The 13,106-nt window shown below is 69.0% G+C and carries 14 protein-coding genes; all 14 read left to right on the plus strand.

The genetic code is table 11. The annotated features are described in order from the left end of the window. The first annotated feature begins 76 nt into the window (after window positions 1–76). The 14 genes from IE97_RS0128195 (at window position 77) to atpA (ending at window position 13,087) form a co-directional block, all read left to right on the plus strand. Window positions 77–1,213 (plus strand): LCP family protein, encoded by a 1,137-nt coding sequence (locus IE97_RS0128195; RefSeq protein ID WP_030246407.1) that lies wholly within the window; start codon window positions 77–79, stop codon window positions 1,211–1,213. 196 nt (window positions 1,214–1,409) lie between these two features. Continuing rightward, window positions 1,410–1,631: a 50S ribosomal protein L31 gene (gene rpmE / locus IE97_RS0128200; protein ID WP_003992975.1), complete on the plus strand. Its 222-nt coding sequence runs from the start codon at window positions 1,410–1,412 to the stop codon at window positions 1,629–1,631. A 105-nt stretch (window positions 1,632–1,736) separates the two neighbouring features. After that, a complete protein-coding gene (gene prfA / locus IE97_RS0128205) occupies window positions 1,737–2,813 on the plus strand; it encodes a peptide chain release factor 1 (protein ID WP_030246410.1) in 1,077 nt (358 codons plus the stop codon). A gap of 75 nt (window positions 2,814–2,888) precedes the next feature. Continuing rightward, window positions 2,889–3,728 carry a peptide chain release factor N(5)-glutamine methyltransferase gene (gene prmC / locus IE97_RS0128210; protein ID WP_030246414.1) on the plus strand — a complete coding sequence of 280 codons (840 nt, stop codon included), beginning with the start codon at window positions 2,889–2,891 and terminating at the stop codon, window positions 3,726–3,728. Window positions 3,729–3,780: 52 nt separating this feature from the next. Beyond that, window positions 3,781–4,428 carry an L-threonylcarbamoyladenylate synthase gene (locus IE97_RS0128215; protein ID WP_030246418.1) on the plus strand — a complete coding sequence of 216 codons (648 nt, stop codon included), beginning with the start codon at window positions 3,781–3,783 and terminating at the stop codon, window positions 4,426–4,428. Beyond that, window positions 4,425–5,105, plus strand: a complete 681-nt coding sequence (locus tag IE97_RS0128220) for a low molecular weight phosphatase family protein (protein ID WP_030246421.1) — start codon at window positions 4,425–4,427, stop codon at window positions 5,103–5,105. The genes IE97_RS0128215 and IE97_RS0128220 overlap by 4 nt, the downstream gene beginning before the upstream one ends. Window positions 5,106–5,176: 71 nt before the next feature. Next, entirely contained in the window at window positions 5,177–6,415 is a 1,239-nt protein-coding gene (gene glyA, locus IE97_RS0128225; protein ID WP_030246424.1) for a serine hydroxymethyltransferase, read from the plus strand. Between the two features lie 129 nt (window positions 6,416–6,544). Further along, complete coding sequence (locus IE97_RS0128230; protein ID WP_030246427.1) at window positions 6,545–7,891, plus strand: MraY family glycosyltransferase; 1,347 nt, start codon at window positions 6,545–6,547, stop codon at window positions 7,889–7,891. 298 nt (window positions 7,892–8,189) lie between these two features. Continuing rightward, window positions 8,190–8,627, plus strand: a complete 438-nt coding sequence (locus tag IE97_RS0128235; protein WP_030246429.1) for a hypothetical protein — start codon at window positions 8,190–8,192, stop codon at window positions 8,625–8,627. A gap of 273 nt (window positions 8,628–8,900) precedes the next feature. Then, the gene (gene atpB / locus IE97_RS0128240; RefSeq protein ID WP_030246430.1) at window positions 8,901–9,668 is read left to right on the plus strand and encodes a F0F1 ATP synthase subunit A; all 768 of its coding nucleotides are present in this window, start codon (window positions 8,901–8,903) and stop codon (window positions 9,666–9,668) included. A gap of 66 nt (window positions 9,669–9,734) precedes the next feature. Beyond that, the gene (locus IE97_RS0128245; protein ID WP_030246434.1) at window positions 9,735–9,974 is read left to right on the plus strand and encodes an ATP synthase subunit C; all 240 of its coding nucleotides are present in this window, start codon (window positions 9,735–9,737) and stop codon (window positions 9,972–9,974) included. Window positions 9,975–10,012: 38 nt separating this feature from the next. Further along, the gene (locus IE97_RS0128250; RefSeq protein ID WP_030246436.1) at window positions 10,013–10,561 is read left to right on the plus strand and encodes a F0F1 ATP synthase subunit B; all 549 of its coding nucleotides are present in this window, start codon (window positions 10,013–10,015) and stop codon (window positions 10,559–10,561) included. Then, window positions 10,558–11,373, plus strand: a complete 816-nt coding sequence (locus tag IE97_RS0128255) for a F0F1 ATP synthase subunit delta (RefSeq protein WP_030246439.1) — start codon at window positions 10,558–10,560, stop codon at window positions 11,371–11,373. The genes IE97_RS0128250 and IE97_RS0128255 overlap by 4 nt, the downstream gene beginning before the upstream one ends. Before the next feature lie 124 nt (window positions 11,374–11,497). Then, window positions 11,498–13,087, plus strand: a complete 1,590-nt coding sequence (gene atpA / locus IE97_RS0128260) for a F0F1 ATP synthase subunit alpha (protein WP_030246443.1) — start codon at window positions 11,498–11,500, stop codon at window positions 13,085–13,087. Window positions 13,088–13,106 lie beyond the last annotated feature (19 nt).

A 13,106-nucleotide genomic window follows, 5' to 3' on the forward strand; every position in this document is an offset into this window, starting at 1 on the left:
GGGGAGTCCCCCGACCGAGCACGCCTGGCACTGACCGCAGGGGGTAACAGACCGTAGACGAGCAGCTGAGGAGCCCATGTCTGCCGAGAGCACGCCGGGCCCGGGCATACCGGGCGGGACCGGCACCAACGGACCGCGCCACCGCGCCAAGGGACGACGCCGCAAGCCCCGCACGCGCCACAAGGGCTTGATGATCACGGCCTGGACCGCGGCGGGCATCGTCGTCCTCGGCGGCACCGGGGCGGGGTACCTGTACTTCAAGCTCAACGGCAACCTCAAGAGCGTCGACATCGACCAGGCCCTCGGCACCGACCGGCCCGAGAAGGCCGACAACGGCTCCGAGAACATCCTCGTCCTCGGCTCCGACACCCGCGCCGGCGGCAACAAGAAGCTCGGCGGCGGCACCGACGACGGCAGCGCCCGCTCCGACACGGCGATGATCGTGCACGTCCACAAGGGCCACAAGAAGGCCAGCGTGGTCTCCATCCCGCGCGACACCCTCATCGACCGGCCCTCGTGCAGCGACACCAAGGGCGACGAGCACCCCGCGGCGAAGGACGTGATGTTCAACTCCGCGTACTCGACGGGCGGGGCCGCCTGCGCCGTGAAGACCGTCGAGTCGATCACCGACCTGCGCATGGACCACTACCTGGAGGTCGACTTCGCCGGCTTCCAGAGGCTCGTCGACGACCTCGGCGGCGTCGAGGTCACCACGACCAAGGCCATCGACGACCCCGACAGCCACCTGAAGCTGAAGGCCGGCACCCACAGACTCGACGGGGAGCAGGCCCTCGGCCTGGTCCGCACCCGCCACGGCGTCGGCGACGGCTCCGACCTCGGCCGCATCCAGCTCCAGCAGGCCTTCATCAAGGCCCTGCTGCACCAGGTCAAGGACGTCGGCGTCTTCAGTGACCCCAAGAAGCTGCTCGACCTCGCGGAGACCGCGACCAAGACGGTGACGACCGACTCCGACCTCGGCTCGGTCAACGACCTCGCGTCCTTCGCGAACGGCCTCAAGAGCATCAGCCCCTCCGGCATGAACATGGTCACGATGCCGGTGGCCTACGACCCGGCCGACCCCAACCGCGTCCTCCTCCAGAAGAAGAAGGCCCAGGAGATCTGGACCGCCCTGGCGCACGACAAGCCGATCCCGGCGAGCGCGACGAAGGGCACCGCGACCGGTGAGGCCAAGGGCGTGGTGAACGCCGAGTAGGGGGCGCGGGGCTGTATCGGTGTGCGGCTCCGCCGCGGGGCGCGAACAACACCCACCGGCCCGCGGGGAACAAACGACGGCAACCCCCGGTTTTGGGAGTAGGCCCCAGTCCTGGCAGACTGGTACGTCGGCTCCGGTTCACGCTCCCGCATCCCGCGGCGGCGACCCGGCGCCCTCCCGAAACCTAGGAGACACCTTGAAGCGCGACATCCACCCCGAGTACGTCGAGACGCAGGTCAGCTGCACCTGCGGCGCGTCGTTCACCACTCGCAGCACCATCGAGTCCGGCACCATCCGCGCCGACGTCTGCTCCGAGTGCCACCCGTTCTACACGGGCAAGCAGAAGATCCTCGACACCGGTGGCCGTGTGGCCCGCTTCGAGGCCCGCTTCGGCAAGGCCGCCGGCTCCAAGAAGTAGCGAGCCTCAATTCGCCGGTCCACGGACGCGCCCCCTCACCGGGCGCTCCGGGACCGGCGTTTTTGGTCGCCCGCCCTTCACCCCGTCCGTACACAGGAGCCCAAGATGTTCGAGGCCGTCGAGGAACTCGTCGCCGAGCACGCCGACCTGGAGAAGAAGCTCGCCGACCCGTCGGTCCACGCCGACCAGGCCAACGCGCGCAAGCTCAACAAGCGTTACGCCGAGCTCACCCCCATCGTCGCCACGTACCGCTCCTGGACGCAGACGGGCGACGACATCGAGACCGCGCGCGAATTCGCCGCCACCGACCCCGACTTCGCCGCCGAGGTCAAGGACCTGGAGCAGCAGCGCGAGGAACTCACGGAGAAGCTGCGCATGCTGCTGGTCCCGCGCGACCCCAGCGACGACAAGGACGTCATCCTCGAGATCAAGGCGGGCGCCGGCGGCGACGAGTCGGCCCTGTTCGCCGGTGACCTGCTGCGCATGTACCTGCGGTACGCCGAGCGCGTCGGCTGGAAGACCGAGATCATCGACTCCACCGAGTCCGAACTCGGCGGTTACAAGGACGTCCAGGTCGCGGTGAAGACCAAGGGCGGCCAGGGTGCCACCGAGCCCGGACAGGGCGTGTGGGCGCGGCTGAAGTACGAGGGTGGCGTGCACCGCGTGCAGCGCGTCCCGGCGACGGAGTCCCAGGGCCGTATCCACACCTCCGCGGCCGGTGTCCTCGTGACGCCCGAGGCGGAGGAGATCGATGTCGAGATCAACCCCAACGACCTCCGCATCGACGTCTACCGCTCCTCCGGCCCGGGCGGACAGTCCGTCAACACCACCGACTCCGCCGTGCGCATCACGCACATCCCGACCGGAGTCGTGGCCTCCTGCCAGAACGAGAAGAGCCAGCTGCAGAACAAGGAGCAGGCACTGCGTATCCTGCGCTCGAGGCTGCTCGCAGCCGCGCAGGAGGAGGCGGAGAGGAACGCCGCGGACGCCCGCCGCAGCCAGGTCCGCACCGTCGACCGCTCCGAGAAGATCCGCACCTACAACTTCCCGGAGAACCGCATTTCGGACCACCGCGTCGGCTTCAAGGCGTACAACCTGGACCAGGTCCTGGACGGCGACCTCGATGCCGTGATCCAGGCGTGCGTCGACGCGGACTCGGCGGCCAAGCTGGCGGCCGCGTAAGACCGTAGGAGTACCGAGTACCGGAGGACTTGCGTGCAGCAGTCATTTGGGGGGCGACCCCCAAGCCCCCGCAGCGTGCTGCTCGCGGAGGTGGCCCAGGCCACCCAGCGGCTCGCCGACGCAGGCGTGCCCTCGCCGCGCACCGACGCGGAGGAACTCGCCGCGTTCGTGCACGGCGTCAAGCGCGGCGAGCTGCACTCCGTCAAGGACTCCGACTTCGACGCCCGCTACTGGGAGGTCATCGCCCGCCGCGAGGCCCGCGAGCCGCTCCAGCACATCACCGGGCGGGCCTACTTCCGCTACCTGGAACTCCAGGTCGGCCCCGGGGTGTTCGTGCCGCGGCCCGAGACCGAGTCCGTGGTCGGCTGGGCCATAGACGCCGTGCGGGCCATGGACGTCGTCGAGCCGTGCATCGTCGACCTGTGCACCGGCTCCGGCGCCATCGCGCTCGCCCTCGCCCAGGAGGTGCCGCGCTCGCGCGTGTACGCCGTGGAGCTGTCCGAGGACGCCCTCAGGTGGACCCGCAAGAACGTCGAGGGGTCCAGGGTCGAGCTGCGCCAGGGAGACGCGCTGTCGGCCTTCCCGGACCTCGACGGCCAGGTCGACCTGGTCATCTCCAACCCGCCGTACATCCCGCTCACCGAGTGGGAGTACGTCGCCCCCGAGGCGCGGGACTACGACCCCGGCATGGCCCTGTTCTCCGGCGAGGACGGACTCGACCTCATCCGCGGCCTGGAGCGCACCGCACACCGGCTGCTGCGCCCCGGCGGCGTGGTCGTCGTGGAGCACGCCGACACCCAGGGCGGCCAGGTGCCGTGGATCTTCACCGAGGAGCGGGGCTGGGCCGACGCGGCCGACCACCCGGACCTCAACAACCGCCCCCGGTTCGCGACGGCCCGCAAGGCACTGCCGTGACCGTCCCCCAGACTCTTTCCCAGACGTACGTGTACGAGGAGGCCCGCTAGATATGGCACGGCGATACGACACCAACGACGCGACCGACCGCACGACCGGTCTGCGCGAAGCCGCGTCCGCCGTCCGCCGTGGCGAGCTGGTCGTCCTCCCGACCGACACGGTGTACGGCATCGGCGCGGACGCCTTCTCCTCGGAGGCCGTCGCCGACCTGCTGGACGCCAAGGGCCGGGGCCGCAACATGCCCACGCCCGTCCTCATCGGCTCCCCGAACACACTGCACGGGCTCGTCACCGACTTCTCCGAGCTGGCCTGGGAGCTGGTCGACGCCTTCTGGCCCGGCGCGCTGACGCTCGTCGCAAAGCACCAGCCGTCCCTCCAGTGGGACCTCGGGGACACCAGGGGCACCGTCGCCGTGCGCATGCCTCTGCACCCGGTCGCCATCGAGCTGCTCACCGAGGTCGGCCCGATGGCCGTGTCCTCCGCCAACCTCACCGGCCACCCCGCGCCGGAGGACTGCGACGCCGCGCAGGAGATGCTCGGCGACTCCGTCTCCGTCTACCTGGACGGCGGCCCGACCCCCGGCATCGTGCCGTCCTCGATCGTCGACGTGACCCGTGAGGTGCCGCTGCTGCTGCGCGCGGGCGCCATCTCCGCGGACGAGCTGCGAAAGGTCGTACCCGACCTCGAGGTGGCGAATTGACGGCCCCTGGAGCGGGGCGTGGCATAGGCAACGGGGAAAGCGCGGCGGAGATCACGACGACGTTCGTGGGGCTTCCGCGTGACAGCTTCCGCATCCTCCACGTCAGCACCGGCAATGTATGCCGCTCGCCCATCACCGAGCGGCTGACCCGCCATTTCGTCAAGGAGCGGCTCGGCATCCTGGGCGGCGGGCTGATCGTGGAGAGCGCGGGCACCTGGGGTCATGAGGGCGCGCCCATGGAGTCCCACGCGGAGACCGTCCTGGCCGACTTCGGCGCGGACGCCTCCGGATTCACCGGCCGCGAGCTCCTCGACGAGCACGTGATCCGCGCCGACCTGGTGCTGACCGCCACCCGGGACCACCGGGCGCAGGTCATCTCGATGGGCCACTCGGCGGGCCTGCGCACCTTCACCCTCAAGGAGTTCACCCGCCTGGTGAAGGCCATCGACCCGGCGACCCTGCCGCCCCTGGAGGAGGGCGTGGTCGTCCGCGCCCGGGCCCTGGTGCGGGCCGCGGCGGCTCTACGCGGGTGGCTGCTGGCGCCGAACGCCGAGGCTGACGAGGTGTACGACCCGTACGGGGCGCCCCTGACGTTCTTCCGTTCCATCGGGGACGAGATACACCAGGCGCTCGACCCGGTCGTCACGGCCCTGACGGGCGTCCCCGCACGGACGTAACGACCGAGCGCCCCAGGGGCCCCGGGCCTACATTGGACGTACGTCACCGTCGACGCCGCCCGGAGCCCACCATGACGGTCACCCCTGCCATCGAGGCCGACGTCCTGCGCCACCAGGACCCCGAGCTCGCCGACATCCTGCTCGGGGAGCGGGAACGGCGGTCGACGACGCTCCAGCTGAACGCCGCGGAGAACTTCAGCTCGCCGGCCGTGCTCGCCGCCCTCGGCTCACCGCTCGCCGACAAGTACGCGGAGGGGTATCCGGGAGCCCGGCACCACGGTGGCTGCGAGATGGCCGACGTCGCCGAACGCCTCGCCGTGGACCGGGCCAGGGCCCTGTTCGGTGCCGACCACGCCAACGTCCAGCCGTACTCGGGCTCTTCGGCGGTGCTGGCCGCCTACGCCGCCCTGCTGCGCCCCGGCGACACCGTCCTGGCCCTCGGCCTGCACCACGGCGGCCACCTCACGCACGGCTCGCCCGCCAACTTCTCCGGCCGCTGGTTCGACTTCGTCGGGTACGGCGTGGAGGCCGAGTCCGGGTTCATCGACCACGAGCAGGTGCGCACCCTGGCCCGCACGCGCCGTCCCAGGGCGATCGTGTGCGGTTCGATCGCCTACCCCCGGCACCTGGACTACGCGTTCTTCCGCGAGGTCGCCGACGAGGTGGGCGCCTACCTCATCGCGGACGCCGCGCACCCCATCGGGCTGGTCGCCGGGAGAGCGGCGCCGAACCCGGTGCCGTACGCGGACATCGTCTGTGCGACGACCCACAAGGTGCTGCGGGGGCCGCGCGGCGGCATGATCCTGTGCCGTGCGGAACTGGCCGAGCGGGTCGACCGGGCCGTGTTCCCTTTCACACAGGGCGGTGCGCACATGCACACCGTCGCCGCCAAGGCGGTCGCGTTCGGGGAGGCGGCGACACCGGCGTTCTCCGCGTACGCCCATCAGGTGGTCGCCAACGCGAGGGTGCTCGCGGCCCGGCTGGCCGCAGAGGGCCTGGTCGTCACCACCGGCGGCACGGACACCCACCTGATCACCGCCGACCCGGCGCCGCTCGGCGTCGACGGACGCACCGCACGCGGCCGTCTCGCCGCGGCCGGCCTGGTCCTGGACTGCTGTGCGCTGCCTCACGGTGACGCCCGGGGACTGCGGCTCGGCACCGCCGCGATCACCACGCAGGGCATGGGTGAGGCGGAGATGGCGCGGATCGCCGAGCTGCTCACAGGGGTGCTCAGGGGCGTGACCGGGACCGCGAGGGCCCGTGAAGATGTGCGGGAGCTGGCCGGTGGATTTCCGCCGTATCCGGCTTGAGTCGGGGTAAGCGCACCAGGGTGCACAGCTACTCGTGCAACCATCGTCGCTACCCGGAAGTCCTCACACGTATGCGCGCATCGCTAGGGTGTGGGGCTGAGATGCCAGCGAGACCTGTGGGGAATGCCCGTGCGTGAATACCTGCTGACGCTCTGCATCACGGCCGCGGTGACGTATCTGCTGACAGGGCCGGTACGGAAGTTCGCGATCGTGGCCGGAGCGATGCCGGAGATCCGGGCACGTGACGTGCACCGGGAACCCACTCCGCGGCTCGGCGGTATCGCGATGTTCTTCGGCCTGTGCGCGGGCCTGCTGGTCGCCGACCATCTGACCAACCTCAACCAGGTGTTCGTGACGTCGAACGAACCTCGGGCGCTGCTCTCGGGCGCGGCCCTGATCTGGCTGATGGGCGTGCTGGACGACAAGTTCGAGCTGGGCGCCCTGATCAAGCTGGGCGGCCAGATGATCGCGGCCGGCGTCATGATCCTGCAGGGCCTGACGATTCTGTGGCTGCCCATCCCCGGTGTCGGGACGGTCTCCGTCACCCCGTGGCAGGGCAACCTGCTCACCGTGGCTCTCGTGGTCATCACCATCAACGCGGTCAACTTCGTCGACGGTCTCGACGGCTTGGCGGCAGGGATGGTGTGCATCGCCGCAGCGGCGTTCTTCCTGTACACCTACCGGATCTGGTACGGCTACGGTGCCGAGGCGGCGGCCCCCGCGACCTTGTTCTCCGCCGTGCTCATGGGGATGTGCCTGGGCTTCCTGCCGCACAACATGCACCCCGCCCGGATTTTCATGGGTGACTCCGGGTCCATGCTGATCGGTCTGGTCCTCGCGGCGAGCGCGGTGTCCGTCACCGGCCAGTTGGACGTGGAGGCGCTCAACGTCAACCTCGGTGGCGACCGGGAAACGACCCACGCGATGCTTCCCGTCTTCATCCCCCTGCTGATGCCGCTGACCATCATCGCGGTGCCGGCCGCCGACCTGATCCTGGCGATCGTGCGCCGCACCTGGCGCGGCCAGTCCCCGTTCGCCGCCGACCGCGGCCACCTGCACCACCGCCTGCTGGAGATCGGCCACTCGCACAGCCGCGCGGTGCTGATCATGTACTTCTGGTCGGCGCTGATCGCCTTCGGCGCGCTCGCCTATTCGGTCAACTCGGCGTCCATGTGGATCGTGCTCGGCGTCGTGTTCCTCAGCGCGATCGGCCTCATCCTGCTTCTGCTGCCGCGCTTCACACCGCGCGCCCCGCGCTGGATGGAGCACTTCGTGCCGCCGCGCTACCGCAGGCGCGGCGAGGTGGCGGCCGTGGCTCCCGAGGCCTCGACGCCGGCCTCCACCGCCGAACAGCCGGCCGCCGTCGCGCACGAGAACCGCCCGCCGGCGGTGTCCGGGGTCGCCGGAGTCAACGGGGCGACCGCCATCGGCGCCCGTGCGCATCTGGCCGACCGGCGCAAGGCCGGGACAAGGTAAGAATCTGACTAGAGCATTGCCAAGTCGTGGGGTTGTGATGGGGGAGCGAACCGCCCTAATACCAGACAAGTCGGCGCCGTTCTCGCTCAGACGCGCATGTTCACTCTCATGTGTGACGGTGCGCACACCTTCAGGTAAAGACTGCATCAAATAGTTTGTGATACGGTTCACGAGAACCCCCCGGATAGAGCCGAAGGGCCGTAGTGCGACGGTCCATTGGTGTGAGGTCTCCACTCAGCCCGGGACTACGCTCGTCCATGACGACACCCCTGCCCCCTGCGAAAGCGGAGTTGCCGCCATGCCGTCCAATGACGCCCGGAACCTTCTGCAGTGCGCTGTGCCCACAGCCGCTGCCGGTGCGGTCGCGGTCGCCGTCAGTGGCGTGGTGGCCGGAGGCAAGGGAGCCATCGGAGCCGCTGTCGGTACGGCGCTGGCCATCCTCTTCATGGGAATCGGCCTCTTCGTTCTCCAGTGGACGGCAAAAACGCTCCCGCAGTTGTTCCAGGCCATGGGCCTGATGCTCTACATGGCCCAGCTCCTGCTGCTCCTCATTTTCGTCGCCCTCTTCAAGGGCACCTCTCTCTTCGATCCGAAGGCGTTCGCCGCCGGGATCATCGTCGCGACCGTCGTGTGGATGGCTGCGCAGGCTCGTGCGCACATGAAGGCCAAGATCTTCTACATCGACCCGGACTCCGCGAAGAGTGAGAAGCCGGAGAAGACCGGGCCGTCGTCGTGAGGAGTAGGGGCGCGATAAAGAGCACTTCGAACTCCTGCTATCGTCCGGTGCCAACTGCGGCATCGCGGGCGCGGGCATCTGAGCTGACGCCTGCTCGAACGCGAGGCTCGATGCCCCCCAGCCGCCCTCACATCCGTAACACCAGTCCGGTGCCGATCCGCGGCTGCGCGCCGCGCCGACACAACGAGGTTGCCGTACCCATGCGTCACACCGAAGGAGCCCGCGGTGAGTGCTGACCAGACCCAGCTCGCCTTTGACTGGAGCTGTCGGATCATGTCCGACGGGTGTGGTTTTCCGGCACCGGGCCTGCACTCGTTCCTCTTCAAGCCGATCGCCACGGTTGGAGGGTTCGAGTTCAACAAGGTGATGCTGCTCGCCATCATCACCACGATCCTCGTCATCGGCTTCTTCTGGGCGGCCTTCGGCAAGGCCAAGGTGGTGCCGGGCAAGCTGCAGATGGTCGGTGAAGCCGGCTACGACTTCGTCCGCCGCGGCATCGTCTACGAGACCCTCGGAAAGAAGGAGGGCGAGAAGTACGTCCCCCTGATGGTCTCGCTGTTCTTCTTCATCTGGATCATGAACATCTGGTCCGTGATCCCGCTGGCCCAGTTCCCGGTGTCGTCGATCATCGCGTTCCCGGCCGTCCTGGCCGTGATCGTCTACGTGACCTGGGTCTCGCTGACCTTCAAGCGGCACGGATTCGTCGGGTTCTTCAAGAACGTCACCGGCTACGACAAGTCGCTCGGCGGCGTGCTGCCGCTCGTGATGGTCATCGAGTTCTTCTCGAACCTGCTCGTCCGGCCGTTCACGCACGCGGTGCGACTCTTCGCCAACATGTTCGCCGGTCACCTGATGCTGGTGATGTTCACCGTCGCCTCCTGGTACCTGCTGAACAGCTGGATGATCCCGGCGGCCGGTGTCTCCTTCGTGATGACCATCGCCATGATCGGCTTCGAGCTTTTCGTGCAGGCCGTCCAGGCGTACGTCTTCGTACTCCTCGCCTGCACGTACATCCAGGGCGCTCTGGCCGAGCACCACTGAGCCCCACCACCCCCAGTCGTCCGGTGGCCAACCCCCACCGGTCCGTTAAGAGAAGGAAGATTCAGCATGGCTGCCACTGAGACCCTTGCCGCTGTCTCCGGTTCCATCGGTTCCGTCGGTTACGGCCTCTCGGCTATCGGCCCCGGCATCGGCGTCGGCATCATCTTCGGTAACGGCACCCAGGCCCTCGCCCGCCAGCCCGAGGCCGCCGGCCTGATCCGCGCCAACCAGATCCTGGGCTTCGCCTTCTGTGAGGCGCTCGCCCTCATCGGCATCGTCATGCCGTTCGTCTTCGGTATTGACTAAAAAATCCCTACCGACAGGCAACGACGAAAGGCACTGATGTGATCGCCAACCTGGTACAGCTGGCGGCCGAGGAGGAGCAGAACCCGCTCGTTCCTCCGGGCCCCGAGCTGCTCGTCGGCACCATCGCCTTCGCCATCGTGTTCTTCTTCTTCTGGAAGAAGCTGCTTCCGAACATCAACAAGGTTCTGGAGGAGCGCCGCGCGGCGATCGAAGGCGGTATCGAAGAGGCCGAGACCATGAAGGTCGAGGCCCAGAGCGTCCTTGAGCAGTACAAGGCACAGCTCGCCGAGGCCCGGCACGAGGCCGCGCGACTGCGCCAGGAGGCGCAGGAGCAGGGTGCCGCGCTCATCGCCGAGATGCGGGCCGAGGGCCAGCGTCAGCGCGAGGAGATCGTCGCCGCCGGTCACGCCCAGATCGAGGCCGACCGCAAGGCCGCCTCGTCCGCGCTCCGCCAGGACGTCGGCAAGCTCGCCACCGACCTGGCCGGCAAGCTCGTCGGCGAGTCCCTCGAGGACCACGCCCGCCAGAGCCGCGTGATCGACCGGTTCCTCGACGAGCTCGAGGAGAAGGCCGAGGCCGGGCGATGAACGGAGCGAGCCGCGAGGCCCTGGCAGCCGCACGTGAGCGTCTCGACGCGCTGACGGACTCCACGTCCGTGGACGCAGGGAAGCTCGCCGACGAGCTGGCCGCCGTCACCGCGCTGCTCGACCGCGAGGTGTCGCTGCGTCGGGTCCTCACCGACCCGGCGCAGGCCGGCGAGGCCAAGGCCGAGCTGGCCCAGCGCCTGCTCGGCACCCAGGTCAGCGGCCCGGCCGCCGACCTGGTGGCCGGCATGGTGCGCTCCCGCTGGTCGCAGTCGCGCGACCTGGTGGACGCGCTCGAGGAACTGGCCGCGACCGCCGACCTCACCGCCGCGCAGAAGGCCGGCAAGCTCGACGACGTCGAGGACGAGCTGTTCCGGTTCGGCCGGATCGTCTCCTCGAGCACCGAGCTGCGCGCCGCGCTGACCGACCGCAAGGCCACCACCCCGGCCAAGAGCGAGCTGCTGCGCAGCCTCCTCGGCGGCCGGGCCCAGTCGGCCACCGAGCGTCTGGTGACGCGTCTTGTGACCGCGCCGCGGGGACGTAGCCTGGAGTCGGGACTGGAGTCCCTGTCCAAGCTCGCCGCCGACCGCCGGAACCGCATGGTCGCCGTCGTCACCTCGGCGGTGCCGCTGAGCGACCCGCAGAAGCAGCGCCTGGGCGCCGCCCTCGCGAAGCTCTACGGCCGCCAGATGCACCTCAACCTGGACGTGGACCCCGAGGTCCTCGGCGGGATCCGGGTGCAGGTCGGTGACGAGGTCATCAACGGCTCCCTCGCGGACCGCATCGAGGACGCCAGCCGCCGGCTCGCCGGCTGAGCAGCAACTCAATAGGCACAACGTACTTACGACGGCCCTGGTTGGGCCGTACAGAAGAATCCTGGGGGTCGCCCCCAGACCCCCTAAGAAACTTCGGGCCCAACAAGGAGAGCAGGGAACCCAGATGGCGGAGCTCACGATCCGGCCGGAGGAGATCCGGGACGCGCTGGAGAACTTCGTCCAGGCGTACAAGCCGGACGCGGCCTCGCGCGAGGAGGTCGGTACGGTCACCTTTGCCGGCGACGGCATCGCGAAGGTCGAGGGCCTGCCCTCGACCATGGCCAACGAGCTGCTGAAGTTCGAGGACGGCACCCTCGGCCTCGCCCTCAACCTCGAGGAGCGCGAGATCGGTGCCATCGTCCTCGGTGAGTTCAGCGGCATCGAGGAGGGTCAGCCGGTCTCGCGCACCGGTGAGGTTCTCTCCGTCGCGGTCGGCGAGGGCTACCTCGGCCGCGTGGTCGACCCCCTCGGCAACCCGATCGACGGTCTCGGCGAGATCGAGACCTCGGACCGCCGCGCCCTCGAGCTGCAGGCCCCCACGGTCATGCAGCGCAAGTCGGTGCACGAGCCGATGGAGACCGGCTACAAGGCCGTCGACGCGATGACGCCGATCGGCCGTGGCCAGCGTCAGCTGATCATCGGTGACCGCCAGACCGGCAAGACCGCCCTGGCCGTCGACACGATCATCAACCAGCGCGACAACTGGCGCTCGGGCGACCCGAACAAGCAGGTCCGCTGCATCTACGTCGCCATCGGCCAGAAGGGCTCCACGATCGCCGGTGTGCGCGGCGCTCTGGAGGAGGCCGGCGCGCTGGAGTACACGACCATCGTCGCCGCCCCGGCGTCCGACCCGGCGGGCTTCAAGTACCTGGCCCCGTACACCGGTTCGGCCATCGGTCAGCAGTGGATGTACGAGGGCAAGCACGTCCTGATCATCTTCGACGACCTGTCGAAGCAGGCCGACGCCTACCGTGCCGTGTCGCTGCTGCTGCGCCGCCCGCCGGGCCGTGAGGCCTACCCGGGTGACGTCTTCTACCTGCACTCCCGCCTGCTGGAGCGCTGCGCCAAGCTCTCCGACGAGATGGGCGCGGGTTCGATGACCGGTCTGCCGATCGTCGAGACCAAGGCCAACGACGTCTCGGCGTTCATCCCGACCAACGTCATCTCCATCACCGACGGCCAGTGCTTCCTGGAGTCGGACCTGTTCAACGCCGGTCAGCGCCCCGCGCTGAACGTCGGTATCTCCGTCTCCCGAGTCGGTGGTTCCGCCCAGCACAAGGCGATCCGCCAGGTGTCCGGCCGTCTGCGTGTGGACCTCGCCCAGTTCCGTGAGCTGGAGGCGTTCGCCGCCTTCGGTTCCGACCTGGACGCCGCGTCCAAGGCGTCGCTGGAGCGCGGTCAGCGCATGGTCGAGCTGCTGAAGCAGCCGCAGTACCAGCCGATGGCCACCGAGGACCAGGTCGTCTCCATCTGGGCCGGCACCACCGGCAAGATGGACGAGGTCCCCGTCGCCGACATCCGCCGCTTCGAGAAGGAGCTGCTGGAGTACCTGCACCGCAAGGAGCAGGGCCTGCTGACCTCCATCCGCGAGGGCGGCAAGATGTCGGACGACACCCTGCAGGCCATGGCCGACGCCATCGCCGAATTCAAGAAGCAGTTCGAGACCTCCGACGGCAAGCTGCTCGGCGAGGACGCTCCGGCTGCGAGCAAGTGACGACGGAAGGGACCTGACT

The organism is Streptomyces sp. NRRL S-455, from assembly GCF_000717875.1.
Taxonomy (GTDB): domain Bacteria; phylum Actinomycetota; class Actinomycetes; order Streptomycetales; family Streptomycetaceae; genus Streptomyces.

What these genes read in the sequence shown, in the direction of transcription:
- IE97_RS0128255 (WP_030246439.1), top strand. Translation starts at nt 10,558, where the DNA reads ATGAACGGAGCGAGCCGCGAGGCCCTGGCAGCCGCACGTGAGCGTCTC.
- glyA (WP_030246424.1), top strand. Translation starts at nt 5,177, where the DNA reads ATGACGGTCACCCCTGCCATCGAGGCCGACGTCCTGCGCCACCAGGAC.
- atpB (WP_030246430.1), top strand. Translation starts at nt 8,901, where the DNA reads ATGTCCGACGGGTGTGGTTTTCCGGCACCGGGCCTGCACTCGTTCCTC.
- IE97_RS0128235 (WP_030246429.1), top strand. Translation starts at nt 8,190, where the DNA reads ATGCCGTCCAATGACGCCCGGAACCTTCTGCAGTGCGCTGTGCCCACA.
- atpA (WP_030246443.1), top strand. Translation starts at nt 11,498, where the DNA reads ATGGCGGAGCTCACGATCCGGCCGGAGGAGATCCGGGACGCGCTGGAG.
- IE97_RS0128195 (WP_030246407.1), top strand. Translation starts at nt 77, where the DNA reads ATGTCTGCCGAGAGCACGCCGGGCCCGGGCATACCGGGCGGGACCGGC.
- IE97_RS0128245 (WP_030246434.1), top strand. Translation starts at nt 9,735, where the DNA reads ATGGCTGCCACTGAGACCCTTGCCGCTGTCTCCGGTTCCATCGGTTCC.
- prfA (WP_030246410.1), top strand. Translation starts at nt 1,737, where the DNA reads ATGTTCGAGGCCGTCGAGGAACTCGTCGCCGAGCACGCCGACCTGGAG.
- IE97_RS0128215 (WP_030246418.1), top strand. Translation starts at nt 3,781, where the DNA reads ATGGCACGGCGATACGACACCAACGACGCGACCGACCGCACGACCGGT.